This window comes from Albimonas pacifica (assembly GCF_900113695.1).
GTDB classification, from domain to species: domain Bacteria; phylum Pseudomonadota; class Alphaproteobacteria; order Rhodobacterales; family Rhodobacteraceae; genus Albimonas; species Albimonas pacifica.
Genome location: NZ_FOQH01000006.1, coordinates 217,428 through 242,693, shown reverse-complemented (window position 1 = coordinate 242,693; position 25,266 = coordinate 217,428). Strand labels below are relative to the sequence as shown.

At 74.5% G+C, this 25,266-nt stretch carries 24 protein-coding genes; 5 read left to right on the top strand and 19 right to left on the bottom strand.

Going from position 1 to position 25,266, the window contains the following annotated elements; all coding sequences use genetic code 11:
* Positions 1 to 26: 26 nt before the first annotated feature.
* The 6 genes from BM064_RS14750 to rplM form a co-directional block, all read right to left on the bottom strand.
* On the bottom strand, positions 27 to 923 hold the full coding sequence (locus BM064_RS14750; RefSeq protein ID WP_092860569.1) for a PhzF family phenazine biosynthesis protein: 897 nt from the start codon (positions 921 to 923) through the stop codon (positions 27 to 29).
* A 102-nt stretch (positions 924 to 1,025) separates the two neighbouring features.
* The gene (ccmE, locus tag BM064_RS14745; RefSeq protein WP_245779172.1) at positions 1,026 to 1,523 is read right to left on the bottom strand and encodes a cytochrome c maturation protein CcmE; all 498 of its coding nucleotides are present in this window, start codon (positions 1,521 to 1,523) and stop codon (positions 1,026 to 1,028) included.
* Between the two features lie 22 nt (positions 1,524 to 1,545).
* Positions 1,546 to 2,799: a YihY/virulence factor BrkB family protein gene (locus tag BM064_RS14740; RefSeq protein WP_092860567.1), complete on the bottom strand. Its 1,254-nt coding sequence runs from the start codon at positions 2,797 to 2,799 to the stop codon at positions 1,546 to 1,548.
* 458 nt (positions 2,800 to 3,257) lie between these two features.
* Positions 3,258 to 4,289: an N-acetyl-gamma-glutamyl-phosphate reductase gene (gene argC / locus BM064_RS14735; RefSeq protein WP_092860565.1), complete on the bottom strand. Its 1,032-nt coding sequence runs from the start codon at positions 4,287 to 4,289 to the stop codon at positions 3,258 to 3,260.
* A 244-nt stretch (positions 4,290 to 4,533) separates the two neighbouring features.
* The gene (gene rpsI, locus BM064_RS14730) at positions 4,534 to 5,025 is read right to left on the bottom strand and encodes a 30S ribosomal protein S9 (protein ID WP_092860563.1); all 492 of its coding nucleotides are present in this window, start codon (positions 5,023 to 5,025) and stop codon (positions 4,534 to 4,536) included.
* A gap of 2 nt (positions 5,026 to 5,027) precedes the next feature.
* The gene (gene rplM, locus BM064_RS14725) at positions 5,028 to 5,492 is read right to left on the bottom strand and encodes a 50S ribosomal protein L13 (protein ID WP_092860561.1); all 465 of its coding nucleotides are present in this window, start codon (positions 5,490 to 5,492) and stop codon (positions 5,028 to 5,030) included.
* Between the two features lie 585 nt (positions 5,493 to 6,077).
* Here rplM and BM064_RS14720 point away from each other — a divergent pair.
* On the top strand, positions 6,078 to 7,010 hold the full coding sequence (locus BM064_RS14720) for a LytTR family DNA-binding domain-containing protein (protein ID WP_218161046.1): 933 nt from the start codon (positions 6,078 to 6,080) through the stop codon (positions 7,008 to 7,010).
* Here the strand turns inward: BM064_RS14720 and BM064_RS14715 are convergent.
* Positions 6,982 to 7,401: a PaaI family thioesterase gene (locus BM064_RS14715; RefSeq protein WP_092860557.1), complete on the bottom strand. Its 420-nt coding sequence runs from the start codon at positions 7,399 to 7,401 to the stop codon at positions 6,982 to 6,984. The genes BM064_RS14720 and BM064_RS14715 overlap by 29 nt on opposite strands.
* Positions 7,402 to 7,542: 141 nt before the next feature.
* On the opposite strand from BM064_RS14715, the gene BM064_RS14710 reads away from it, so the two are divergent.
* Positions 7,543 to 8,358, top strand: coding sequence for an enoyl-CoA hydratase (locus BM064_RS14710; protein ID WP_092860555.1), 816 nt, complete (start codon positions 7,543 to 7,545; stop codon positions 8,356 to 8,358).
* 411 nt (positions 8,359 to 8,769) lie between these two features.
* On the opposite strand, the gene BM064_RS14705 is transcribed toward BM064_RS14710, so the two are convergent.
* The 3 genes from BM064_RS14705 to BM064_RS14695 form a co-directional block, all read right to left on the bottom strand.
* Entirely contained in the window at positions 8,770 to 9,270 is a 501-nt protein-coding gene (locus BM064_RS14705) for a response regulator (RefSeq protein WP_092860553.1), read from the bottom strand.
* 122 nt (positions 9,271 to 9,392) lie between these two features.
* Complete coding sequence (locus BM064_RS14700; RefSeq protein WP_092860551.1) at positions 9,393 to 9,854, bottom strand: response regulator; 462 nt, start codon at positions 9,852 to 9,854, stop codon at positions 9,393 to 9,395.
* Positions 9,851 to 11,845 (bottom strand): sensor histidine kinase, encoded by a 1,995-nt coding sequence (locus tag BM064_RS14695; protein ID WP_092860549.1) that lies wholly within the window; start codon positions 11,843 to 11,845, stop codon positions 9,851 to 9,853. Before BM064_RS14695 ends, BM064_RS14700 begins: the two co-directional genes overlap by 4 nt.
* A 183-nt stretch (positions 11,846 to 12,028) precedes the next feature.
* Between BM064_RS14695 and BM064_RS14690 the strand changes: the two genes are divergently transcribed.
* From BM064_RS14690 to BM064_RS14680, 3 genes are all read left to right on the top strand, one after another.
* Positions 12,029 to 13,309 carry a multidrug effflux MFS transporter gene (locus tag BM064_RS14690; RefSeq protein WP_245779171.1) on the top strand — a complete coding sequence of 427 codons (1,281 nt, stop codon included), beginning with the start codon at positions 12,029 to 12,031 and terminating at the stop codon, positions 13,307 to 13,309.
* 227 nt (positions 13,310 to 13,536) lie between these two features.
* Positions 13,537 to 14,331 carry a DUF502 domain-containing protein gene (locus tag BM064_RS14685; protein WP_092860547.1) on the top strand — a complete coding sequence of 265 codons (795 nt, stop codon included), beginning with the start codon at positions 13,537 to 13,539 and terminating at the stop codon, positions 14,329 to 14,331.
* A 28-nt stretch (positions 14,332 to 14,359) separates the two neighbouring features.
* Positions 14,360 to 14,989: a LysE/ArgO family amino acid transporter gene (locus tag BM064_RS14680; protein WP_092860545.1), complete on the top strand. Its 630-nt coding sequence runs from the start codon at positions 14,360 to 14,362 to the stop codon at positions 14,987 to 14,989.
* Between the two features lie 4 nt (positions 14,990 to 14,993).
* On the opposite strand, the gene BM064_RS14675 is transcribed toward BM064_RS14680, so the two are convergent.
* The 9 genes from BM064_RS14675 to BM064_RS14635 all read right to left on the bottom strand — a co-directional run bounded on the left by BM064_RS14675 (position 14,994) and on the right by BM064_RS14635 (position 25,265).
* A complete protein-coding gene (locus BM064_RS14675) occupies positions 14,994 to 15,230 on the bottom strand; it encodes a DUF2798 domain-containing protein (protein ID WP_092860543.1) in 237 nt (78 codons plus the stop codon).
* A gap of 106 nt (positions 15,231 to 15,336) precedes the next feature.
* The gene (locus tag BM064_RS14670; protein ID WP_177236269.1) at positions 15,337 to 16,794 is read right to left on the bottom strand and encodes a tryptophan 7-halogenase; all 1,458 of its coding nucleotides are present in this window, start codon (positions 16,792 to 16,794) and stop codon (positions 15,337 to 15,339) included.
* A gap of 55 nt (positions 16,795 to 16,849) precedes the next feature.
* A complete protein-coding gene (locus BM064_RS14665; protein ID WP_092860539.1) occupies positions 16,850 to 17,617 on the bottom strand; it encodes a SapC family protein in 768 nt (255 codons plus the stop codon).
* A gap of 71 nt (positions 17,618 to 17,688) precedes the next feature.
* Positions 17,689 to 18,648, bottom strand: a complete 960-nt coding sequence (locus tag BM064_RS14660; RefSeq protein ID WP_218161045.1) for a radical SAM protein — start codon at positions 18,646 to 18,648, stop codon at positions 17,689 to 17,691.
* Complete coding sequence (locus BM064_RS14655) at positions 18,635 to 19,516, bottom strand: hypothetical protein (RefSeq protein WP_092860537.1); 882 nt, start codon at positions 19,514 to 19,516, stop codon at positions 18,635 to 18,637. The genes BM064_RS14660 and BM064_RS14655 overlap by 14 nt, the downstream gene beginning before the upstream one ends.
* Positions 19,513 to 20,271 carry a hypothetical protein gene (locus BM064_RS14650; protein ID WP_092860536.1) on the bottom strand — a complete coding sequence of 253 codons (759 nt, stop codon included), beginning with the start codon at positions 20,269 to 20,271 and terminating at the stop codon, positions 19,513 to 19,515. The genes BM064_RS14655 and BM064_RS14650 overlap by 4 nt, the downstream gene beginning before the upstream one ends.
* A 2-nt stretch (positions 20,272 to 20,273) precedes the next feature.
* Positions 20,274 to 21,089 carry an efflux RND transporter periplasmic adaptor subunit gene (locus BM064_RS14645; protein ID WP_092860535.1) on the bottom strand — a complete coding sequence of 272 codons (816 nt, stop codon included), beginning with the start codon at positions 21,087 to 21,089 and terminating at the stop codon, positions 20,274 to 20,276.
* A gap of 11 nt (positions 21,090 to 21,100) precedes the next feature.
* Complete coding sequence (locus BM064_RS14640) at positions 21,101 to 23,128, bottom strand: preprotein translocase subunit SecA (RefSeq protein ID WP_092860534.1); 2,028 nt, start codon at positions 23,126 to 23,128, stop codon at positions 21,101 to 21,103.
* Positions 23,121 to 25,265, bottom strand: a complete 2,145-nt coding sequence (locus tag BM064_RS14635) for a PqqD family protein (protein WP_092860533.1) — start codon at positions 25,263 to 25,265, stop codon at positions 23,121 to 23,123. The genes BM064_RS14640 and BM064_RS14635 overlap by 8 nt, the downstream gene beginning before the upstream one ends.
* Position 25,266: the final 1 nt, after the last annotated feature.

The following is a 25,266-nucleotide window of genomic DNA, read 5'->3' as shown; positions in this document are numbered from 1 at the left end:
CCGCGCGCCGGCCGCCGGCCCCGGGCTCAGACCCGCAGTTCGCCGCGCATCAGCACCACGCCCGAGCCCGCCACCCGCACGCCCGAGACGTCGTCGCGCGGCCCCAGCGCCTCGACCTCGGCCCGGCCGGGACGGCCGAGCCAGTGGCCCTGTTCGGCGGTGAAGCGGGGCTCGGGGATCAGACCCTCGGACCACAGGTAGGCGCCCATGCAGCCGGTGGCCGAGCCGGTGAACGGGTCCTCCGCCGGGCTGGGGGGCGCGAGCAGCAGGCGCGAGAAGACGTCGCCCGCCGGCGTCTCGCCGCCCAGCGTGACCAGGAACGGCTCCATCAGGCCAGCATCGGGGCGCCCGGTGGAGGCGCGCCAGTCCTCCAGCCTGCCGAGGTCGAGGCGCGCCCGGCGCAGGGCGTCCTTCGAGCGCAGGAGCGTGATGCAGAAGGGCGTGCCGGTGGAGACGATGCGTGGCGGGTGGGCGACGTCCTGCGGCGACAGGCCGTAGATCGCGGCGATGGGGGCGGGGTCCAGGGGCTCGCCGATCGCGGGGCGGGCCTGGGTCATGGCGACCCGGATCCGGCCGGCCGCGTCGCGGGCGGCCTCGATGGGCAGCACCCCCGCGCCCACCTCCAGCGTGAAGCGGGCGCGTCCGGCGGAGACGTCGACCAGGCCGCGGTCGACGAGGCTCGCGACCGTGGCGACGGTGGGGTGGCCGGCCATCGGGATCTCGCGATGCGCGAGGTAGTAGCGGGCGCCGAAGTCGGCCCGCTCCGAGGGGACCAGGTAGGCGCATTCGCTGAGGCTGGTCTCGCGCACCAGGGCGAGGCGGGTCTCGACGGGCAGGTCGCCCGCGTCATGGACCACGGCGCAGGCGTTGCCGCCGAAGGGGGCGTCGGCGAAGGCGTCGACCCAGTCGAAGCTGTAGGGCATGGGAGATCCTGCGGGCGGAGGGAGACGGGCGAGCGCGCCCCGGGGCGGGCGGCGCCGGGGGCGCTCGCCGCTCCGGGCGTCCGGCGCGGCGCGGCGCAGGCGTCAGCCGTCGGCGTCGGCTGCGGTGGCCTTGCCGGCGCCTTCGGGGGCGTTGGCGCCGTAGTCGCCCTTGAAATGCCCTTCGGTCTTCAGGGTCTCGGCGATCTCCTTGGGCATGTACTTCTCGTCATGCTTGGCGAGGACTTCCTCGGCCACGAAGATCCCGCCGGGCTGCAGGCGGCCCTCGGCGATGATGCCCTGCCCCTCGCGGAACAGGTCGGGGAGGATGCCGGCGAAGGCGATGCGCTGCTCCATCGCGCCGTCGGTGACGGTGAAGGCGACCGAGCCGTCGTCCTCGCGCGTCACCGAGCCCTCGACCACCAGCCCGCCGACGCGCAGGCGCTGGTCGGGGCCCGGCGCCTTCTCGGCGATCTCGGAGGGGGAGAAGAAGAACACGATCTGGTCGCGCATCCCCACGCCCACCAGCAGCGAGGCGGCCAGCACGAAGCCGGCGCCGATGCCGATCAGGATGATGCGCCGCCGTTTGCGGGTCATGGCCATGGCCGGTCTCCGTCCCTCGTCCTCAGGGCGCGGCCGGGCCCTCCCGCTCGGCCTGCGCCTTCGCCATCGCCTCGGCCTCGCGCCGGTGGATGGCCGCGTTGATCTCCGCCCCGAAGAGGATCACCGCCCCCGACAGGTAGAAGAACAGGAGCGTGACGATCACGCCCGCGAGCCCGCCGTAGGTGACCGTGTAGGTCGGGAACCGCGCGAGGTAGACCGAGAAGGCCGAGGCCGCGACGGTCCACAGCAGGATCGTGGCGGTGATCCCCGGCCAGAGCCGGCGCGCGCGCGGCCGCCCGGAGGGCAGGATCGCGTGCATCATGTAGAGGAAGAGCGCGAAGGCCACCAGCGCGATGATGTAGCGCAGCACGCCCATGCCGAAGGGCGGCGCGCGGCCGAACAGCATCTCCGAGACCTCGATGATCAGCGGCGCGAGCACGACGGCGAAGCCCATGATCAGCGCGGCCCCGGCCCCGATCAGCACGAAGACCAGGCCCACCGCCCGGCTGATCACGAAGTTGCGCACCGAGGGCGGCTGGTAGGCGCGGTCGAAGCCCAGCCGGAAGGCCTCGACCCCGTTGGAGGCGGCCCAGATCGCGCCGAGCCCCGAGATGGTCAGCAGGCCGCGGCGCTCGACCCCCAGCGCCTGCTCGAGGATCGGGCGCATGGCGTCGGCGACCTGGGCGGGGGCGATGTCGAACATCAGGTCGATCAGCGCCTGCAGCTCGGCCGGGCCGATGGTCGCCGCGGCGACGGAGGTGCAGAAGATGAGGAAGGGGAACAGCGCCAGCAGCGCCGAGTAGGCGATGTGGCCCGAGAGCATGAAGCCCTCGTGCGCCTGGAAGCGGTTGATCGCGTCCCAGAAGACCTTGAGCGCGGCGAGCGAGAACACCAGCCCCAGCGAGCGGCCGGCCCAGATGAAGAAGCGCTCGACCTTGGTTCGGCGGCGGGCGAACGGGTCCTCGGGCGCGTCGGCCCAGAACTCGCGGGCGACGGGGTCGCGGCGCTCGGGGTCGGAGGGCAGATGCGAGCGGCTGGGCGGGGGGCCGGCGCGGGGGGCGCGCTGGCCGGCGAGGGCGGCGTCGGCGTCCTCGCCCCGCGGCGAGGCGCCCAGGGGCCGCGCCGGCGGGGCGCCGCGGCGGGCGGGGGCGCTCCGGCTTTCGGGCGGGGAACGGGGCGTCGACGCGGCCTCGCGCTCCTCCGCGGCCTCGGCGGCCGCGATGGGATCGGGGGCGCCGCCGGGCAGGCGCGCGCGGAAGAAGGCGCCGACGTTCATGGACCTTCAAGGTATCGGGCGGCGACGAGGAGGCAACCCGCAGCGCCCCCGGGCGCGGAGGTCACGCCCGCGTGAGGCGCCGGCGCCGCAGGCGCCGCCGCGGCGCCCGCCTGCCATACGCGCCCCCCTGCCCCCTCCCGCGCCTCCGCCGCCGCGGCCCCCCGACGCCCGCGGCCTGCGCGCGCGTCGGGCGCGCCGCGACCCCGGTCGCGCCCGGCGCGGGCGTCCGGCCCGCGGCGCGGGGCGAGGGTCGGCGCCCGGCCCGACGGTCGCCCGAGGCCCGCGGCGCGCCGGGCGCCCGGCCTGCCGCGCGCCGCGGGCGGAACGCCGGGCCTCGCGCCACGCCCGACGCGGCGCCTGTGGGCAGCGGGTGGCGGGCGACGCCGAGGAGGCTGGAACGCGCGCGGCCGGCGCCCGTCTCCGGGCGCCGGCCGCGGCGGGCCGTCCTGGCGGACGGATCAGGGGAACATGGGGGCGAGCTCGAGGCCCGCGGTCTCCGGCTGGCCCAGCATCAGGTTGGCGCACTGCACCGCCTGGCCCGAGGCGCCCTTCACCAGGTTGTCGATCACCGAGACGATCACCGCCCGCCCCTTGCGCCGGTCCGGCGTCACGCCGATGCGGCAGAGGTTCGAGCCGGTCACGTGCTGGGTCAGCGGCGCCGAGCCCATCGGCAGCACCTGCACGAAGGGCTCGTCGGCGTAGCGCGTCGCCAGCGTCGCCTGGATCTCGTCCGCGTCGCCCTTCACGTAGATCGTGCCCAGGATGCCCCGGTTCATCGGCAGCAGGTGGGGGGTGAACATCACCGTCACCTCGCGGCCCGCGGCCTTCGTCAGCTCCTGGTCGAACTCGGAGGTGTGGCGGTGCGTGCCGCCGAGGCCGTAGGCCTTGGTCCCCGCCGTCACCTCGGAGAACAGCTTCCACTCGGCCGACGAGCGCCCCGCCCCGGTGATCCCGGTCTTGGAATCGATCACGATCTCGTCGAGGTCGATCACCCCCTTCTCGACCAGCGGCACCAGCGGCAGCAGGCCGTTGACCACGAAGCAGCCGGTGCCGGCGCACAGGCGCGTGGCCCGGATCTCCTCACGGTAGAACTCGGGCAGGCCGTAGACCGCCTCCGCCTGGAGGTCGAGCGCGTGGTGCTCGTGGCCATACCACGTCTCGTAGATCTTGGGATCGCGCAGCCGGAAGTCGGCCGAGAGGTCCACCACCTTGAGGTCCCGCGGCAAGCCGCCGATCACCGCCTGGGCGGTGGCATGCGGCAGACCGCAGAAGGCGAGATCGATGCCGGCGAAGTCGATCTCCTCGGTCTTCACCACCGTCGGCAGGTCGAGGTGGGAAAGATGCGGGTAGATCTCGGCCAGCGGCTTGCCGGCGTTCCGGTCGGCCGCCAGGGCCGCGATTCGCATCCCCGGGTGCGTCGTGACGAGACGCACGAGCTCGGCGCCCGTGTACCCGCTGGCCCCGATGATCGCGATGCGCGCCTTGTCCATGATCCCGTCTCCGCTGGAGGAAGTGCCGGCCGCCCTTACACCCGGCGGCCCCGCCGCGCAACGGAGCGTCGGGGGACGCGGCGCATCGGGCCCGCGGCCGTGGCCGCGATCCCCCCGCGGCGGCGGTCGCGCCCCAGGGGCCGCCCCTGCCGGAGGACCCGCGCACGAAAACGCCCCGCGCCGGGGGCGCGGGGCGTGTCTTTCGGCTCCAGTCGGGCGCGGCGCGGAGCCGGCCCGAGCGCGATCAGCGCTTGGAGAACTGGAAGGAGCGGCGGGCCTTGCGGCGGCCGTACTTCTTGCGCTCGACCACGCGGCTGTCGCGGGTCAGGAAGCCGGCGGCCTTCAGCGCGGGGCGCAGGGACGGATCCCACAGCGTCAGCGCCTTGGAGATGCCGTGCTTCACGGCGCCCGCCTGGCCCGACAGGCCGCCGCCCTTGACGGTGCACATCACGTCGAACTGGCCGTCCACGCCGGCCACGCCGAAGGGCTGCGCGATCACCATCTGCAGCACCGGGCGGGCGAAGTAGGCGTCGGCCTCCTTGCCGTTGACGGTGATCTTGCCGGTGCCGGGCTTCACCCACACGCGGGAGACGGCGTCCTTGCGCTTGCCGGTCGCGTAGGAGCGGTTCAGCGCGTCGCGCACCGGCTCGCGCGGGGCGGCGGGCTCGATCGAGGTCGCGTCGCCGTCCACGGTCAGGTCGGCCAGGTCGTCGAGGGTCTTAACGTCGTCGGCCATCGTCAGGCGCTCCGGGTGTTCTTGGAGTTCAGGGCGGCCACGTCGATCGCCTCGGGGGTCTGGGCCTCATGCGGGTGCTCGGCGCCCGCATAGACGCGCAGGTTCGACAGCTGCTTGCGGGTCAGCGGACCGCCTGGCATCATGCGCTGCACGGCTTTCTCGATCACCCGCTCGGGGAACTTGCCCTCGAGGATCTGGCCGGCGGTGCGGGACTTGATCCCGCCCGGGTAGCCGGTGTGCCAGTAGTAGTTCTTGTCGGTGCGCTTGCGCCCCGTCAGCTGAACTTTCTCGGCGTTGATCACGATCACGTTGTCGCCCATGTCCATGTGCGGCGTGAACGAGGGCTTGTGCTTGCCACGCAGGCGCATGGCGATCAGGGACGCGAGGCGGCCCAGCACCAGCCCCTCGGCGTCGATCACGACCCACTTCTTGTCGATGTCGGCCGGCTTGGCGGAAAAGGTCTTCATCGGTTCGTCGTCTCTTTCATCTCCGGGCCCAGACGCTCCCGGAGGAACGGGGCGGCCGGCGGCGTCAGGGGCGAGGCGCGATGGCTTCGCCGGACGGATGCGCGCCTTCTAAGCGATCCCACGGCCGAGTCAACCGCTTCGACGCCGGACCTTCCCAGAATTTCGCCCTGTTTTCAGGCGGTTCGCAATGGGGTGTATGGATACCCCAAAAATCGCAAGGCCGAACCGGCGCCTGCTCCGACGCGACGGAAGGCGGCGGAGCGCCGGGCGTCGGCTAAGGCTCTGGAAAATCAGGGGTGGGGTCGGCGCCGCGGGAGAAGGGCGCGCCCGTCCGTCGACGGCGCGCCGCTCCTCCCGCTCGACCGCGGCGCGGATCGCCCGCCCCAGCAGGGCGACCGCGAGGGTCGGGAACGGGCGCGACCTGCGCAGCGCCGTGCCGGGCGTTCCGGCGGTCGGCGTCCCGTCCGCGAAGCGGCCGGGCGACAAGTCCGGCGGCGACGCGCTGCGATGTGGACTCCCCGCCGTCCCGACGGCAATCTGCGTTTCGCGAACCGCGGCCGCCTTTTCGCAGATGACGATCGATATATGAGCCTTTCCAGAACCATGCATCTGGCGCTTCGTGAACTGCGGACGCGCCTGAGAAGCGGCAGGCTGTGGATGACCTTCGCCTGCACGGTGGCGCTGTTCTGCGTGGCGAAGCCGTTCGGCACGGGCGACCAGCTCCCCCCCGCCGCGCTGATCGCATTCTGGACCCTGCTGCACGCCGGCTGCTGGAGCGTGGGGATCCTGTGCGGCGCTCTGGTCGGCGCCCTGCGCCCGCAGTCGCAGCTCGTCGAGCGGGTGGCGCTGACCGTCGCGATCGCCGCCCTGCCGATTTCGTCCGTGGTGGCGGGGATGCGGTCGCTGTTCCTCGATTCGCCGTTCACGCCGTCGGCGGTGCTCGCGGTGCTGCCGATCTCGGCGGGGCTGACGCTGATCCTGGCGGTGAACGCCCGCGCCGCGACCACCCTGTTGGGCGACGCCGGCGGCCTGGGCCCGCGGGAGGCGTCCGCGCCCCCTGCCCCGCCGCCCCCGGTTCCGCTCCCCGCCGCGGCCGCCGCGCCCCCGCCGGAGGCCCCGCCAGCCCCCGACGCGCCCGCCGCCCGCATCCTCGAGCGGCTGTCGCCCGAGCGGCGCGGCGCCCTGCGCCGGCTGTCGATGCAGGACCACTACGTCCAGGTCGCCACCGACCGCGGGACCGAGCTGGTCCTGCTGCGCCTGGGCGACGCCATCGCCGAGTGCGACCCGGTCGAAGGCCTGCAGGTGCACCGGTCGCACTGGGTCGCGCGCGCGGCGGTGGTCGCCGCCTGGCGCGACGGCGACCGCGCGGTGCTGGAGCTGGCGGGGGGCGAGCGCATCCCCGTCAGCCGCGGGCGGGTGCAGGCGCTGCGCGAGGCGGGCTGGCTGCCGGGCCGCGCGGGCGGACCCGGCGCGGGCGCCGCCGGCGGGCTCAGCGGGCCGGAGGGATCGAGTAGGTGAGCGTGGCGTGCGCCACCGGCCCCTCGACCCCTGGCGAGAAGATCGTGCAGTCCCCCACCGCCAGCGCCCGGCCCAGCTTGAGGATCCGCGCCTCGCAGGTCAGGTCCCTGGGCTCGGGCTTGCGCATGAAGTTGATCGCGCACGAGGTGGTCACCGCCAGCGCCTGCCGCCCGATCATCGCCAGCGTCACCGCGTAGAAGGCGCAGTCCGCGAGGCTGAACATCGTGGGACCCGAGACGGTGCCCCCCGGGCGCAGGTCGTCGGGCGTGACCCTGCGCCGGACGCGGGCGAACATCGGGCTCACCTCCTCGATGACGAACTTGCCCTTCATCTCGGGGAAGACCTCGTCGAGATAGGTCGCAAGCTCGGTCTCGGTCATCAGCGGCTGCATTCGGTTCCTCCCCTTCGGCGCTGGACGCTCTCGGGGGGGATTGATCGCGGGCGCGGCGGGCGGGGTCAAGCGCGGGGCTTGGGCGCGGGGCCGGGCGGCGTTATGGTCGCGCCCGAAACCCCAGGACCCGGGAGGCCCGCCATGACCGCGCAGACCCAGATCGCCGCCGCCGAGACGCTCGTGCTCCGCGAGGATCTCGGCCCCGTGGCGCGGCTGACGCTGAACCAGCCCGCGAAGATCAACGCGCTCTCCGAGGCGATGCTGACCCGCCTGCAGGCGGAGCTCGACCGGCTGGCGGGCGACGGGTCGGTGAAGGCGGTGGTGCTGCGCGGCGCCGGCAAGGCCTTCTGCGCCGGCCACGACCTGCGCGAGATGCAGGGCGCGCGCCAGGCGCCCGACGGCGGCCGGGCCTATTACACCGCGCTGTTCGCGCAGTGCGCGCGGATGATGACCTCGATCACCCGGCTGCCGCAGCCGGTGATCGCCGAGGTGCACGGGGTGGCGACGGCCGCCGGCTGCCAGCTGGTGGCGACCTGCGACATGGCGGTGGCGGCGGAGACGACGCGCTTCGGGGTCAACGGGGTGAACATCGGCCTGTTCTGCTCGACGCCGATGGTGGCGCTGACCCGCAACGCGCCGGCCAAGCACGCCTTCGAGATGCTGACCACGGGCGAGTTCATCGACGCCGCCCGCGCCCGTGAGATCGGCCTGGTGAACCGGGTGGTCCCCGAGGGCGAGCAGTCCGAGGCGGCGCTGGCGCTCGCCCGCACGGTGGCCGACAAGCTCGGCGTCGCGGTGCGCATCGGCAAGGAGGCGTTCTACGCCCAGGCCGGCATGAGCCTCGAGGCGGCCTACGCCTACACCGGCCGGGTGATGGCCGAGAACATGCTCCACCGCGACACGGCCGAGGGCGTGCAGGCCTTCCTCGAGAAGCGCGACCCCGACTGGAAGGCCTGACCCCCGCCCCGCCCGCGAGGGCGGTGCGTCGGGGGGGCCAGGCGGCGCCCCTCGCTCCCGGCTCCCGATGCGGAGCGGCGCGGGCCCGTCCCGGCGCAGGCCCGTCCTGGCGCAGGCTCGTCCCGGCGCGGGCCCGTCTCAGCGGAGGCTCGTCTCGGCTCGGCGCACGTGCATCGCCCCGCAGAGCACGCTCCTCTCGGCGAGGCGGAGGCGCCGACCGTCCCTGCGTCGGCCCAGAGCAGCGCGACGCGCGCGCCGGACGGGCCCGGCTGCAAACAGGTCCTGAGGGCTCGGAGGTCGGGTGTTGCGGGCCGGGACCCCGATCCTCGCGGGAGGGGCGCGGGGGCGCCGCCTGGCGGCTTCGGGCCGCGGGGGCGGGCCGAGCGCTGAGCCCGTCTTCGCGCGGCCCGCTCAGCCGGCGGCGCGAAGGCGGGCCCGAAGCTCTGGCGGGCCGGCGCGCAGCGAGGCGCGGTCGGAGGAGGCGCGCGCGGCCGGCTCGGCGGGCGGGAGCGCGGCGTCCCCCTGCCCGAGCGCGCGGGCGCGCTTGACGCGCAGGTGGTCGGCGAAGGCCAGCATGTCGTTGAGGTCGGAGGTCTTGCGGAACACCGCGACGATGTTGGTCGACATCCCGAACAGCTCCCCATGGGGGTAGTCGGCCTGGCCGGTGACCACGATCACCGCCGCGCCCGGGGCGCGGATCGCCGCGCTCTGCGCCACCGTCAGACCGGAGCCGTCGGGCAGACCGAGGTCGGCGATCACCAGGTCGAACGGGGTCAGCAGCATATGGGCGAAAGCGGCTTCGGCGGAATGCACCGCCACCGCCTCGAACCCGAGGTCCGCCAGCTCGAGCCGCCAGAGCTCGGCCAGTTCGACATAGTCCTCTACGATCAGACACCGCATCGCTGTTCCCATCGGCCCGCTCTTCGCCTCGTCTTCAGGTTATGTCCGCCTTGGTTGAAGAAGCGTTGCCCCGGCGGCCAGGCAGGGCGGCCGCGACCGCCCGTTCGTTTCGAATTTTCGCGGAATGCGACGCTTCAGGCGCCCACCGCATCGCCCAGAATCGGTCCCGGACGCAGGTTCGCCCGGGTCCAGTAGCGGCGCACCTCCGCCAGCAGCGCCTCGAGCGCGGAGAAGTCGGCGGTCTTGCACACATAGGAATTGGCGTGGCCGTCGAGCGCGCGCGCCACGTCCTGGCGTGCGCGCGAGGTGGTCAGGATCACCACCGGGATCCGGCGCATGCGCGGATCGGACTTGATCGCCGAGAGCGTCTGGAACCCGTCCATGCGCGGCATGTCGAGGTCCAGCAGCACCAGGTCGGGCAGATGCGCCGCGGGATCCTGGCGCGCGCCGGCGAGATGGGCCAGCGCCGCCTCCCCGTCGCAGCAGCGGCGCACGTCGACGCGCGCGGACGCATCCTCGAGGATCTCCATGATCAGCTCGGCATGGTCCTCGTTGTCCTCGACGAGGAGGATGCGGAAGGGGGTCTCTTCGGTCACGCCGCGCTCCTTTCTTCCGCGCCCTGGCCGCCGCCGGGCGGCGGGGGGTCCTGCGGATCCGGAGAAGGGGTCCCGGCCGACCCGGAGGCGGCCCCGCCGCCCGGGGCCTGCGCGGGCGCGGACCGGTCGGCCGGGGGCTCGCCGCCGGGGGCCGCGAAGGCGAAGGGGCGCGCCTCGAAGCTCTGGCCGGGGGGAAGCCCGGCGGCGCCGGCGGCATGTTCGGCGAGCGTCGCGTCGGGGCCCACGGGGAGCCCGATCCAGAAGGTCACGCCGCGGCCGGGGCGCGAGTCGAGCCCGACCCGCCCGCCATGCCGCTCGGCGATCTTGCGCACGGTGGCGAGGCCGAGACCCGCGCCCTCCTCGCTCGCGGCCGAGGCGCCGAGGCCGCGGCGGTAGAGGTCGAAGATCCGCTCGCGGTCCTTCTCCGGCACGCCCGGCCCCTCGTCGCGCACGCCGATCTCGACCAGGCCGCCGCGGCTGCGGGAGATGATCTCGACCGTCATCCCCGGCTCGAGGCAGCCGTAGCGCAGCGCGTTCTCGACCAGGTTCTGCAGGGCCTGGCGCAGCAGGACCTCGTCGGCGCGCACCACCGGCAGGGGGCGCATCACGATCAGGCGGGCGCGCGCCCGCTCCAGCCGGCCGGCGAGCGCCTCGGCGACGGAGTCGGCCACGCGGTCCACCTCGACCCAGTCGAGCCGCGCCTCCCCCGCGCCGGCGCGCCCGAGGCGCAGGATGCCCTCGATCAGCTCCGACATCGCCTGGACGTTGCGCGAGATCCGCTCGGCGGCGGAGCGGGCCTTCTCCGGGTCCCCCTGCTCGAGATGCCGGTCGAGGCGGCGCGCGAAGCCGCCGATCGAGACCAGCGGGCTCTTGAGATCGTGGGAGACCACGTAGAGCAGCCGCTCCATGTCGCGCGAGCGCGACTCGAGCTCGGCGTTCTTGAAGGCCAGCGCCTCGGCGAGGCGCGCCTGCTCGGCGCCGAAGCGTCGCGCCTCGGCCAGGCGGCCGGCGCGCTCGCGCTCGCGCACCTGCCACAGCAGGCCCGCGCCCAGGACCAGCGCGCCCGCGAGCGTCGCGGCGGAGACCCAGGCGATGCGGGCGCGGGTCCACCAGGAGGGGGGCGCGCCGAACCAGCGGTCCTCGATCTCGGCGAGGCGGCCGCCGGCCTGCATCCCCTCGATCGCCTGGTCGAACCGGCGGGCGAGACCCGGCAGGCGGCGGTCGACGGCGATGGCCATGGGCGTCACCCGCAGCCAGGGCCCGACGCGCGCGAAACGGCCCTGCTGGTCGAGCGCGAAGACCCCGCGGTCGAACGCCTCCTCGAGCAGGACCACGGCGTCGACCCGGCCGGAGGCGAGCTGCTCCATCAGGTTGGAGAAGCCCACGATCGAGCGCGGCTCGGCCCCCGGCAGCGCCTCGGCCAGGCTGCGGCCGAGGCCGCCGGCCTGGTAGCCCACGCGCGCGCCCTGCAGGTCGCCCGCCGCCCGCGCGGCGGCGAGCGTCTCGGCCATGCGCGCGGAGGAGAACAGGCCGCTGCGCACCTCGACGAACGGGCGGGTGTATTCCACCGTCGCCAGACGCTCCTGCGAGACGCCGAAGACGGCGAGCGCCTGCACCCGCCCGTCGCGCAGCGCCTCCAGCGCCTCCGCGGGGCCGGAGAGGGCGCGGAACGCCGGACGCAGGCCCGCGTCGCGCGCGGCCTGCGACAGGACCTCGGCGCCGAAGCCGCTGGGCGGCCCGTCCTCGGTCGCGATGATGTAGGGGGGGAGCGGGAACCAGCCGACCGCCACCTCCGCCGCGGCGGGGCCGAGGGCGCCGGCCTGCGTCGTCCCCGCCTCCTGCGCCGGGGCGGGGCGGGGCCAGGCGATCGCGGCCAGCAGCGCCAGCGCCAGCGCCGCCCCGAGCGCCGCGCGCAGCGCGGCGGCCGGGGGGCCGGGCGCCCGGCGTCGCGCCAGGGCGCGTCCGGACCGGTCGAGGGGGGCGCGGGACATGGCGGCTCCTTCCGGTTCGCCCGCGGGGCTCCCCGCCGGCGCCGCAGCCTGGCGCCGGGAGCGTTGACAAGCGGTAAACGAGGCGACAAGGCGCGAGCCGCAAGGGCGAAATTCAACCAAGGGTTGCTCTCGCCACGCCGAATTCGGTTGGACTTTCGCGGCGCCGCATCCTAAGCCATCCTTATGGCGATCATGACCACCGACCCCTCTCCCCGGCCCCGCCGCCTGTTCGACCGACGGACCCCGCCCACGCTGCTCACGCTGGTCGCGATGGCCGGCATGGGCGCGCTGAGCATGAACATCTTCCTGCCCTCGATGCCGGGGATGGCGAAGGACTTCGGGGTCGCCTACTCGGACATGCAGCTGGCCGTGTCGGCCTATCTGCTGGTGATGGGCGCGCTGCAGCTGGTCATCGGGCCGCTGTCGGACCGGCTGGGCCGTCGGCCGGTGCTGCTGGGGGGGATCGCGATCTTCGCGCTGGCCACCGTGGGCTGCCTGCAGGCCGAGTCGATCGAGAGCTTCATGGCCTTCCGGATGCTGCAGACCGCCTCCTCGGCGGGGCTGGTGCTGTCGCGGGCGATGGTGCGGGACATGTCCACGCAGGAGACCGCGGCCCAGATGATGGGCTATCTCGCGATGTGCATGGCGGTGGTGCCGATGATCGGCCCGCTGATCGGCGGCTGGCTGCAGGAGCTCTACGGCTGGCACGCCAACTTCACCGTGCTGCTGGTCGCCTCGCTGTCGGTGTTCGCGCTGTGCTGGGCGGACGCGGGCGAGACCAACATGAACCGCACCGCCTCCTTCGGCGAGCAGTTCCGGGCCTATCCCGAGCTGGTGCGCTCGCATCGCTTCTGGGGCTACGCGCTGGCCTGCGCCTGCGCCTCGGGCGCCTTCTTCGCCTTCCTGGGCGGCGCGCCCTACGTGGCGAGCGAGGTGCTGGGCCTGAGCCCCAGGGAGCTGGGCGCCAATTTCATGTTCATGGCCGGCGGCTACATGGCCGGCAACTTCCTGACCACGCAGCTGGGCGCGCGGCTGGGGATCGACCGGATGATCGTGATCGGGGCGGTGATGACCGTGGCGGCGATGTCGGTCTCGACGCTGCTGTTCCTGGCGGGGGTGATGCATCCGCTGGCGCTGTTCGGCCCGACCGCCTTCGTGGGCATCGGCTGCGGCATGGCGATGCCCAACGCCATGGCCGGCCAGCTCTCGGTGCGTCCGCATCTGGCGGGCAGCGCCTCGGGGCTGGGCTCCACGCTGATGCTGACCGGGGGCGCGGCGCTGTCGTGGGTGACCGGCTGGCTGCTCGACGTCTCCGGGAGCGCGCTGCCGCTGCCGCTGATGCTGGTGGGCACGGGGCTGGCGATGCTGGGCTCGATGATGTTCGTGTTCTCCGCGAACCGCCGCCGCGGCCCCCTGCCCGGCAGCGAGCCCCGACGGAGCGACGAGCCCGGCGGCCCGCTCTGAGCCCGGCCCCGCCCCCCTGACCGGGCGGCGCGCGGGGCCTGCGGCGCGCGAAAGCCGTTCATCGCGATATTGCGCCGCGGCGCCGGCATGACTAGCTTCCGGCGGTCCCGCGCGCGCATCGCGCGGGGCGCCCGACGTTCGCCCTCCCGGTCCGCCCCTGCGGCCCGTTCGCCCTCGCGGCCGCCCGCCCGTCGGGACCGCCCTCGACCTTCAGGACACGCTCCTCCATGGCCGTTTCGCCGCGCAGCTCCAGCAAACGTTCGTCCCGGCGCGGGCTGTTCCAGCGCTGGCGGGCGAATTTCCTCACCGGGCTGGTGATCGTCGCCCCGGTGACGCTGACGCTCTACCTGGTGTGGACGGTCATCACCTTCGTCGACGACAAGATCGTCCCGCTGGTGCCGGACCTCTACAACCCCTCCACCTGGATCGGGGTCGACGTGCCGGGCTTCGGGCTGGTGGTGTTCCTGGTGTTCACGGCCGTCGTGGGCGCGCTGACCAAGAACCTGTTCGGCCGCCAGCTGGTGCTGCTGGCCGAGCGCTGGGTCGACCGGATGCCCATCGTGCGCTCGGTCTACAACGGCGTGAAGCAGATCATCGAGACGGTGCTGACCCAGAGCTCGGGCGCCTCGTTCAAGCAGTCCTGCCTGATCGAGTATCCGCGCCGCGGCCTGTGGGCGATCGCCTTCGTCTCCACCGAGGCCCGCGGCGAGGTCCCCGCCCGCGTCGCCGCCTTCAACGGCGACGACGCGCCGCAGGCCGGCACGATGATGTCGGTGTTCCTGCCGACCACGCCCAACCCGACCTCGGGCTTCCTGCTGTTCGTCCCGCGCGAGGACGTGGTGATCCTGGACATGACCGTCGAGGAGGCCGCCAAGCTGGTGATCTCCGCCGGCCTCGTCGTCCCCCCCACGCCCGAGGAGCGCGCCGCCGGCCAGGCCCGCCGCCTGCCCAACGGCAAGCCCCGCGCCGGGGCGCCGCGCACCGGGGCCGCGCGCCCGCCGGCCGCGGCCCGGCGCGACTGAGCCCTCCCCCGCCACGGAGTTTCCCGCCATGACCGCCGCCGGCGCCTGGGCGGCCGGCGCGACCGGCTTCGCCACGGGCTTCTCGCTGATCCTCGCCATCGGGGCGCAGAACGCCTTCGTGCTCCGCCAGGGGCTGCGGGGGCGGCATGTGTTCTGGGTGTGCCTGACCTGCGCCGTCTCGGACGCGGCGCTGATCGCGGCGGGGGTGGCGGGGTTCGGGGCGGCGGCCGGGCGCTGGCCCTGGCTGGGCCCTGCGATGGCGCTGGCGGGGGCCGCGTTCCTCGCGGTCTACGGGGCCCTGCGCCTGCGCGCGGCGATGGGCCCGGCCGAGACGCTCGCGACGGGCGGCGGGGCGGATCTGGGGCTGCGGGCGGCGCTGCTCCAGACGCTCGCCTTCACCTGGCTGAACCCGCATGTCTACCTCGACACGCTGGCGCTGGTGGGGGCGGTGGGGGCGCCGTTCCAGGGGGTCGAGAAGCTCGGCTACGGGATCGGGGCCGCGGGCGCGTCCTTCGTGTTCTTCTTCGGGCTGGGCTATGGCGCGCGGCTGCTGGCGCCGGTCTTCGCGCGGCCCGCGGCCTGGCGGGCGCTGGACGCGGGCATCGCGGTGGTGATGTGGGCGATCGCGGCGAGCCTGGTCCTGCACGCGCTGGGCTGAGCGCTCAGTCGGCCGGCCGGACCACCAGCCGCGCCACCAGCCGGCGGGTCAGCGGCGCCACCACCAGCACCGCCGGGAAGGCCACCGCCCAGGACGACAGCCACGCCCCGAGCCAGAGCATCGGAAAGCCCGCGTCCACCGCCTCGGCCGCGCGGAACGTGGCGATGCCCGAGACCATGCAGGACATCAGCCCGCTGAGGATCAGGCCGAACAGGACGTTTGCGTAGCGGGCCGGGATCATGGCGGGGCTCCGTCGGGGGAGCCTGAAGCCTAGCGAGGGTCGCCCGCGGCGCCAGTGCGACGCGGCGCCTCCGGCCGCTACGTCAGTTGGGCGCGCCTCCGGTGGTTCAGCGGGGCGCGAGCGCGGCCAGCAGCGCGTCGTGCCCGGGCAGCTCGGCGGCGAGGCGGCGGGCCTCGGCCGCGAGCTCGGGATCGGGGGCGAGGGGCGGCCCCCCGGCCGGCCCCAGCGCCCGCGGCCGCCAGCCGAGACCGTGGAGGATGAACTCCCAGTTGCGGTGGTTGAAGGCCTGCAGGCTGCTGGGGAAATCGGCCGCGACGGGAGGGCGCGCCTCCCACAGCTCGAGCAGATGGGCCACCCGGTCGGTGCGCCGGGCGGGGTCGGCGGCGTCGCGCCAGAAGGGCGTGTCGCGGCGGGGCGAGGCCGCGTAGTGCAGGTTCACGAAGTCCACCACCTCGTCATGCGCCGCCGCCAGCAGGGCGTTGTAGGCGCGCGCCAGGCCCGGGTTGGGGCCGGCGAGCGGCGCGTTCTCGGCCAGCAGCCCCGCGGCGAGGTCGGCGAGATGCAGGCCGGTGGACTCCAGCGGCTCGACGAAGCCGGCCGCGAGGCCGACCGCCACGACGTTCGCCTGCCAGGGCTGCGCGAGGCGGCCCACCTGGAAGCGCAGGCGCCGGGCCTCGCCGGCGCCGGGGGTCTCGGCGCGCAGGGCGTCCTCGGCGGCCTCGGGCGCAAGATGCGCGGTGGCGTGGACGTAGCCCCGCCCGCGGCGCGTGCGCAGCGGGATGTCCCAGGTCCAGCCGCCCTCGCGGGCGGCGGCGACGGTGAAGGGGCGCGTGGGACCGGGGGCGCAGGGCGCGCGCAGGGCCACGGCCGCGTCGCAGATCAGGTGGCGCGACTGGTCGAGAAAGCCCCCCTGCCCGATCAGCAGCCGCCGGAAGCCGGTGGCGTCGACGAAGAGATCGGCGGCGAAGCGCCGGCCGTCCGTCGCCTCGACCGCCTCCAGCGGCCGGTCCGGCGCGCGCTCGGGCGGGCGCAGGTGGGCGGAGACGCGCGCCACCCCGCGGGTCACGGCGCGGGCGGCCAGCAGCTCGGCGAAGGCCTCGGCGTCCATGTGGTAGGCGTAGGGCAGCGGGCCGACGTAGTCGGCGTCCCCGGCCCGGCGCGGCCCGCGGAAGGCGGCGGCGAGCGCCGGCTGCGGGGTCACCAGGTCGGCGAAGGGCGTGCGCCCGTCGGAGCGCAGGAAGCGGGCCGCGGCCTGCTCGGCCCCGTCGCCGGGGCGGGTGTGGAACGGGTGGGCGAAGCCCGAGCCCGGCCCCGACCAGTCGGCGAAGACGATGGCCTGCTTGAAGGTCGCCTCGGCGGCGGCGAGGAACTCCGCCTCCGGGATCCGCAGCCGGCGCAGGGTCCGGCGGATCGTGGGGATGGTCGCCTCTCCGACGCCGATGCGGGGCGTGTCGGGGCTTTCGACCACGGTGATCGCCACGGCGCGCGCGCCGCCGCGGTTCAGCGCGGCGTCGAGCGTCGCCGCCGCCATCCAGCCGGCGGAGCCGCCGCCGGCGACCAGCACGCGAAGGGGATCCGGGCCCCCGGACATGGCCGTCATGGGGCCCGGACCTGTCCGCTCAGCCCTCGACGGGCTCGGGCGCGGTCTCGGGCGCCGCCGCGGGCGCCGCGGCCGCCAGCCGCTGGGCCATCGGCGTGATGTTGGCCAGCGAGTGCAGGTGGGCGTGGATGAGCTCCAGCTCGTCCGAGCGCGCCAGCTGCAGCAGCGTCTCGTCGGGCAGCTTCTTCAGCCGCTCGCGGTCCACCGTCATGAAGCCCGAGAGCGAGGGCGTCTGCCCGCCCGGCAGGCGGAACTGCGCGGTCGCCGGCTGCAGCAGGTCCAGCTCCTTCAGGCGCTGGCAGAAGCGGCCGGTGGCGGCGAACTGGGTCTGATACTGGGTCACGAACTCCAGGATCGTGTTCAGGTACTGGGTCCGGTTCCCCTCGGAGTCGAAGAGACGCTCGCCCCTTCCGTCCTGGTTCAGGCCCTCGAACTCCTCGTCGATGCACAGCGAGAAGGTCTTGCCGTCGGCCGAGCGCGAGAACACGAACGGATAGCGGCGCAGGAAGGCGGGGATGTAGCGCCCGCCCCAGGAGCCGTCCTGCGCGACGAAGCTGTTCTCCTCGCCGCGCACGCCCAGCAGGGCCGAGGGCATGATCGCGTCGCCCTCGCCGGCGAAGACGATGGCGTATTCGAGCGACGCCGGCAGGAACTCCGCCGCCACCAGCGGCGCCGCGTTGATGCCGCGGGCGAAGGCGTAGGAGCGGCCCGTCGCCACCGACCAGTCGCGATGACGCTGCGCCGAGACGCTGACCGCCCGTTCGTAGATGAGAAGCTGCTTGGCCATGGACACCGGCCCTTTCGTTCAGGTTTCGTTCACGCTTTTTGCCGGATCCCCCCCGGCGATCGTCGTTCACGCTACGGGCTTGGTTTCCCAAGAGGCAAGAGAGAATCCCCCTCCCATCCGAAGCGGTCGACATAGGCGGCGTTCAACCCCAGGCACTGCTGCGAGGCGCAGCGCTCGCGGTGAACGCATTGGTGGAATCCGTTGCGCTCGAACTCGGTCCAGAAGGCCGGATCGATCAGCAGCAACGGCTGGTCGTTGACCAGCGCATCGCCCAGCCCCTCGGCGACGAGCAGGCAATGCGGGAAGTTCTTCACCTCGACGAAGCGGCCCAAGGCGCGCGCCCGCCGGATCGCGGCGGCGAGGTCCGGCAGGATCGCGGCATGGGGGGCGCAGAGGGATTTCTCGTCGGTCTCGGACATCGGCCAGTAGACCCAGAACTCCATCTGGACCAGGCGCTCGAGGTGCGAGAGCGCGTCCACGAGATCCACGAGCAGCGGATGCGACAGCCGCGTGACCACGGTGTTGGTGAACAGCCGCGCGCGGGGATCGGCGTCGAGCCGCTCGAGCCCGCGCATCATCCGCGACCAGGCGCCCGGGACGGCGGTGATGCGGTCGTGGCTCTCGGCGTCGGAGCCGGCGACGGAGACGAAGAACTCGTCCACCCCCGCGTCCAGCAGCCGGTCGGCGAAATCGGGCTTGGCGAGCGCCATGCCGTGGGTCTGGATGCGCACATGCTCGAACCCCGCGGCGCGGGCGCGCCGCGCGAGGTCGGGGAGGTCGCGGCGCAGCGTGATCTCCGAGCCGGTCAGGATCAGCCCCTTCCAGCGTCGGTTGCGGCTCTGCTCGTCGAGCACCGCCTGGAACTCGCTGTCGGGCTGCGGGGTCAGGCGGTCCATGGTCCCCTCGATCATGCAGTGCACGCAGGCGAGGTTGCAGCGGAACTCCATGGTCAGGGAGACGTAGTCGGCGTGGTCGCGCAGCGAGATGCGCGGCTGGTCGGGGACCTGCGCGGGGGCGTCAGAGAAGGCCATAGACGCTCCCCTTCTCGACCGTCACGGCGCCGTCGGGGCCGATGGAATGGTCGTAGCCCGCATCGAACAGGTGATGCGAGAGGGCGGGCAGATGCGCCTGCGTCCACGCCGCCAGCGCCGGCGGGAAGCCCGCGCGGCGCAGGAAGGCGAGCAGGGCGTCGGCCTCGATGCGCGAGAAATAGATCCCGTCGAACAGGCGCTTCTGCGCGACGACGAGGGTGGCGGCGCGCATCTCGGGCCAGAACAGCGCCTCGGGCGCCACCCGGCGGGCGTCGAAGCGCGGCGAGGCGAGGGCCTTGGCCAGGGCGTCCTGCGCCTGGGTCGCCGCGTCGTGGAACCAGTAGAGGTTGCGCAGCTCCAGCCCCTCCGGCCCCAGCCCGTGGCAGATGCCGGCCGAGATCCCGTCCGAGGGCAGCCCGGTGTAGAGGTCGAGCCGGTCCAGCGGCGCCCGGCCGCGCGCGATGGCCTCGTCGATCTCGAAGGAGAACATGAACCACGGCGCGTCGTCGGCGGTGGGGGCCGTGACCTCGATCAGCGGGCGCAGGGCGTCGAGCACCGCGGCCGAGGGGTGCGCCCGCTCCCGCCGCGCGTAGTCGTAGACGTAGAACTCCCACGACAGCCGGCCGGCCATGTGCTTGAGCCCCCAGACGGTGGCGAAGCGGCCGAGGCGGGCGCGGATCGCCTCGACGATGGGGGGCATCACGTCGCCGACCCCGGCCAGCGCGAAGGAGGCGTCGAGCAGCGCCTCGGTCCGCAGCGCCCCGGGGGCGGGCGGGCGCGGCCGCGCATAGGGCCAGAGGCAGAAGTCGAGCGCGGGGTCCGACGGCTTGGCGGCCAGCGCCGGGGCGAGGGGGGCGTGCAGGGTCATCCCGGGCCGCCCCCGAAGTAGATCGTCGCGAAGGGCGCGCCGTCCCGCGACACGCCGGCGGCGACATGGCCCAGCGGCTCGGCCCCGTGGGCCGCGAGCAGCGCGTCCGCGCCGGGGGCGGACAGGGCCGCGTGCAGGGCGCGGATCTCCGCCGCGGCCTCGGCCAGCGTCAGATCTGCGTCGTAGACATTGAGGTCGAGGGAGAGACGGGGCGAGGGCGGCTCGGCCACCTCCAGCGCCCGCGGCGGGGTCTGCGTCCGCGCGGCGAGGGCGCGGAGCGGCGCGTGCAGGGGTGCGGGGGCGAGGCGCGCCAGCAGGCTCTCCAGCGGCTCGTCCCGGCGGGAATAGGTGGCGAGCGCCCGCGGCGCGGCCCCGTCCACCCGCCACTTGGCGGCGAGGAACACGAGGTCCGCGCGCCGCGGCGGCGGGGCCGCGAACTCGAGATAGAGCTTCGCGGTCGCCGGCGGCTCGGCCCCCACATGCAGGTGCGAGGCGGCGCCGGCCCAGGGGAGCAGCGGCGCCACGGCGGCCTGCGGGGCCCCGAGCGCCTCGGCGGCGGCGAGGAGCTGGCCGCGCGGGTCGGGCCCGAGCGCAAGCGAGAAGAGGGCGCGGCCGTGGCGCGCCTCGCCCGCGCGGAGTTTCACCGACCGCTCGGCCCCGAAGGGGAGGCCGAAGCCCGCCACGACCGCGCGCAGCCGCTCGGCGAGTTCGTCGCCGGGGGCAAGCGCGTGCGCGAGGGGGGCGTGCGCGGTCATGGTCAGTTCGACGGCGGGCCGGGGAACACCACCTTGCAGCGGTGGCCGCCGGGCAAGGCGCCGTCGGGGTTGGGCAACTCCAGCCGCACGCCGAAGGTGCCCGAGGCCGCGTCGAAGACCCGGTCGACCACCTTCACGGTGGCGGTGTGGGCGCCTTCGACCGGGGCGGCCGGGAGCACCGTCGCCTCGTCCCCGATGGCGATGGAGCCGTAGAGCTCCACCGGCACGAAGGTCTCGACATGCAGGGGGTCGAGCTGGACCACCACGGCCACGTGGCTCTCCTGGTGCATGTATTCGCCGGGCGAGAGCGTGCGCTCCTGCACGATGCCGTCGATGGGGCTGTGGATCTCGCGCAGGGCCACCGCGGCCTCGGCGCGGGCGAGCTCCTGGACGGCGATGGCCTGCTCGGTCTCCACCTCGTTGAGGATCGAGCGGGCCTCGATCACGGCGCTGTCGATCTCGTCCAGCGTCTCCTGGGTGGCGACGCCGCGGGCGAAGAGCTCGCGCACCCTCTGCTGCCGGCTCTCGATGAAGGCGAGGCGGGCGGACTGGGCCTCGATCGCGGCGGTGGAGGCGACGCGGGTGCGCAAGAGGTCGCGGGTGGCGCGCTCGAGCGTCGAGTCCAGCCGGGCGACGAGCTGGCCGGCCCTCACATGGTCCCCGCGGGAGACCGCGACCTCGGTCAGCAGGCCCGGCACGGAGGAGGCGAGCGCGATGACCACCGGCGGGTCGATGACGCAGTCGTGCCGCTCCCCCTCCTGCGCCGGCGACGCGAGGGGGGCGAGAGCCAGAAACGCAGCGGCCGCCATGGGTTTCATACGCAGGGATCCTATTCCATCTGGCCCGAGAGCGCGAGCATGTCGGCCAGCCGCTTGTCGGTCTCGAGCAGGTCGCGGCGCATCACGGCGTGGGCGTGCTCGACCGCCTTCTGCCGCCGGCGGATGCAGGCGGCCGCCGCCCGCTCCCCCGCCGCGCCGGGCAGCAGGGCGAGCGCGAGGCTCGCCAGCGCGCGGGAGGGGGCGGCCGCCCTGCCCTGCAGCAGCTCGTCGTCGAGGCTGAGGAAGGTGGCGACGCGCCCCGGGTCTCCCTGGCGCCCGCAGCGCCCGGCGAGCTGGAGGTCGACGCGCCGGCTGTCGTGACGCTCGGCGATGATCACGTGCAGGCCGCCGCGCTCGGGCACGCCCGGCCCGAGGCGGATGTCGGTGCCGCGCCCGGCCATGGCGGTGGCCACCGTCACCGCCCCCGGCGCGCCGGCGCGGGAGATCTTCTCGGCCTCGTCGGCGTCCTGCGCGGCGGAGAGGACCTGGTGGGGGACGTTCAGCGAAGCGAGGCGGGCCGAGGCCTCCTCGGCCGCGGCGACCGAGCGGACGCCGAGCAGGACGGCGCGGCCGTCGGCCTGGAGCCGCGCGATCTCCTCGGCCAGCGCCTGCCAGCGGCGGTCGCCCGCGCGCCAGACGCGGGCGCGCGCGAAGCGGCGGGCGTCGGGGCGATGGGTGGGGATGCGCGCCACGGCGAGGCGGTAGACCGACCAGAACTCCCAGGCCGAATCCCGGCCGGTGCCGGTCATCCCGCACAGGCGGTCGTAGCGGCGGAAGAAGCGCTGGAAGGTGATGCGCGCCTCGGTGCGGTGGGGGGGCGTCGGCTCCAGCCCCTCCTTCAGCTCGATCATCTGGTGCAGGCCGTCGGACCAGGTGCGGTCGGGCTGCGGGCGGCCGGTGAACTCGTCGACGATGGCGACCTTGTCGTCGCGCACGATGTAGTGCTCGTCGCGCCGGAACACGAGATCGGCGGCCAGCGCCTGGACCACGGCGTGCTCGCGGATCACGGGGATGCGGAAGGCGCGCGGGGCGTCTTCCTCCTCGGCCAGGTCCTCGAGCCGGTCGCGGCCCTTCTCGGTCAGCTCCACCCGGTCGCGGCGGGGCGAGAGGCGGTAGTCGCGCCGCTCCTCCAGCGTGCCCGCCACGGCGCGGGCGTGGCGGAAGAGAGCGAGGTCGGCGGGCTCGGAGCCCTTGCCGGAGATGATCAGGGGCGTGCGCGCCTCGTCGATCATCACGCTGTCGGCCTCGTCCACGACGGCCACATGCAGGCCGCGCATCCGCAGGTCGCCGCGGGCGTCGGTTCCCAGCAGCCGCTCGGCCTTGCGGCGCAGGTTGCCGGGGCGCCGGCGTAGATGGATGCGGTCGCGCAGGTAGTCGAAGGCGAGATCCTTGCCCGACGCATGCACCACGTCCGCCGCATAGGCCCGCTGGCGCGCGTCGGGGGGCTGGTCGGGGACGATGACGCCGACGCTCAGCCCCATGCGGGCGTACAGCGGCGCCAGCTCCTCCCCGTCGCGGGCGGCGAGGTATTCGTTGGCGGTCACCACATGCACCGGGCGGCCGGCGAGCGCGTGGACGGTGGCGGCGAGGGCGGCGACCAGGGTCTTGCCCTCGCCCGTGCGCATCTCCGCCACGCAGCCGCGCAGGAGGGCGCGGGCCCCCTGCATCTGCACGTCGTAGGGGCGGCGGCCGAGGCTGCGCCAGGCGGCCTCGCGCACCTGGGCGAGCGCCAGCGCGAGATCGGCGTCCGACAGCCGGTCCCGCGCCCGCAGGCGCTGGCGCAGGGCGGGGAGGCGGGCGTCGAGCGCCGCGTCCGACAGCCCCTCGAACTCCGGCGCGAGGGCCGCGGCGCGGGCGAGGAAGCGCGAGGCGCCGGCGGCGCGCAACCGGGCGATGCGGCCGGTGACGGGGGCGGCGACGCGCCGGCCCCAGCGGTCGAGGGATTCGTCGATCTCGTCGCCCCGCTCGGCATAGGCGACCGGGTGCGGCAGGCGCAGGGGGCGCAGGGGGCGCCGGACGGGGATCGCCGCGTCAGACATTGAAGCGGGCCAGGAACAGCTGCCGGGCGGCGCGCCAGATGCGCGGCGCCAGCGGCTCGTAGCCATGGTCGAAGCGGATCAGCGCCCGCTCGCCCACCATCTCGACCGGCAGGGGGTCGAGGGGCGCCACGTCGAAGCGGAAGGCGACGTCGAGCGTGGTCAGCCCGTCGGGGTCGTTGGGCAGCGTCGCGAACGGCCCGCCGGCGGCGGTGGAGAGGGCGCGCGACGGCAGCCGCGCCTCGCCCTCGGGCGCGGCGCGAAGGATGGCGGCGGGGATCTCGCGGTCAAGCCGCCGCTCGAACCGAAGGGAGACGGCGCGGGTGTCGCCGCGCACCAGCTCCGCCTCGGTCTCCGGCACGGCGACGGAAAGGACGGCGGGCTCGTCCGACAGCAGCCAGCCCACCGTCTCGCCCTTGGCGAGCCACTTGCCCTGCAGGCGGTCGGCGTCGCGCAGCACCACCCGGCCGGCGGCGGGGGCCAGCAGCTCGAGGGCGGCGGCCTTCTCGCGGATGTCGACGACGCGGGCCTCGAGATGGGCGACCTGCACGCGGAAGAGCTCGGCCTGCACCCGGTCGAGCACCAGGACCGAGCGCAGGCGCAGGCGCATCTCGGCGAGCCGCGCCTCCAGCAGGCGGGTCTCGGCGGCGAGCGCCGGGTCTTCGAGCGTCAGGATCGGGGCCTGCGGGCCGACCTCGCCCGAGGGGGCGTGGACGGCGGCGACGAAGCCCGCCGCGCCGGCGCGCAGGATCCGCTCCTCCTCGATGCGCACGACGCCCTGGGCGATGGAGCTGTGGGGCAGCGGCACGGCGAAGAGCGCCCCCGCGATCAGCGCCAGCAGCAGCCCCACGGCCGAGACCGCGCGCACCCGCCGCCCGCGCAGGTGGGGCGAGGCGATCACGTGCCAGCCCCCCTTCAGGAGCGGCCACAGGAAGGCGTTCGACAGCGACCAGATCGCCAGCGCCACGCCGATGAAGAAGAACTTGGTGGCCACGAAAAGGCTGATCGCGACGGCGATGAACAGCCGGTAGACGAAGGCCGCGACGGCGTAGACGACGAACCACGCCGCCTCGCCCCGCGCGGTCACCACCGAGTCGACGTCGCGCCGCCCGAAGGCGTAGCGCTGCACCAGGTTCAGGAAATGCCGGTTGGCGCGGGTGCCGAGGTTGGGGATCTCGACCAGGTCGCAGAGCACGAAGTAGCCGTCGAAGCGCAGCAGCGGGTTGCCGTTGAAGAACAGGGTCGAGACGCCCCCGATCAGCATCACGTTGAAGCAGAAGGCGCGCAGCAGGCCCGGCTCCGCCTCGACCCAGACCAGCGCGGCGAGGGAGGCGAGCGCCAGCTCCACCATGATCCCCGCGCCCCCCACCACCGCGCGCCGCCACTTGGAGGCGAAGGCGGAGGAGGCGGAGGCGTCCACGTAGGGCACCGGGATGAACACCAGGAACATCACGCCCACCTCGTGCACCTCGCCCCCCCAGACCTTGGAGGCGTAGGCGTGGCCCAGCTCGTGGATCATCTTGATCAGCGGGTAGGCGATGGCGACGAGGGCCAGGTTCTCGACCGTCAGCACCCGGTCGGCGAGGCCGGAGGTCAGCGGCTCCCAGTTCAGGGCGACCGCGACGCCGCCCCAGACCAGCAGCGCCAGCCAGGCGAGGAAGCCCCAGACCGTGAAGATCGGCCGCGCCAGCCAGGCGGTCGCCCCGAGGAAGGCGTCGGGGTCGAGCAGCGGGATCCGCATCGCCATGGGATTGCGGATGCGCATCAGGAGGTTGCGACGCGCCTGGCTCTCGGCCCGGCGGGCCAGTTCGTCGAGGTCGGGCGTGGCCCCGCCCGCCACCAGGTCGGAGTTGTGGAGCTGCGAGAGCAGCCGGATCACCTCGTCCTGGGTGGGGGGATCGTCCTCGAACCGCTCGCAGGCGGTCTCCCAGATCTCGGCCACGGTGCGGCGGCCGTTCATCAGGTTGAGCATCAGGTTCCCGGCCGGCCCGACGCGGTGATAGCGGCCGTTGTGGCGGTCCTGGACGATGTGCCAGACGCCGCCGCGGAACACCTGGCGGTGGATCTCCACGTGGGCGGCGAGGCGCGGCGTCAGGTCGGCCACGCGATACCAGTCGGACGAGAGGAACCCTTTCGGCATC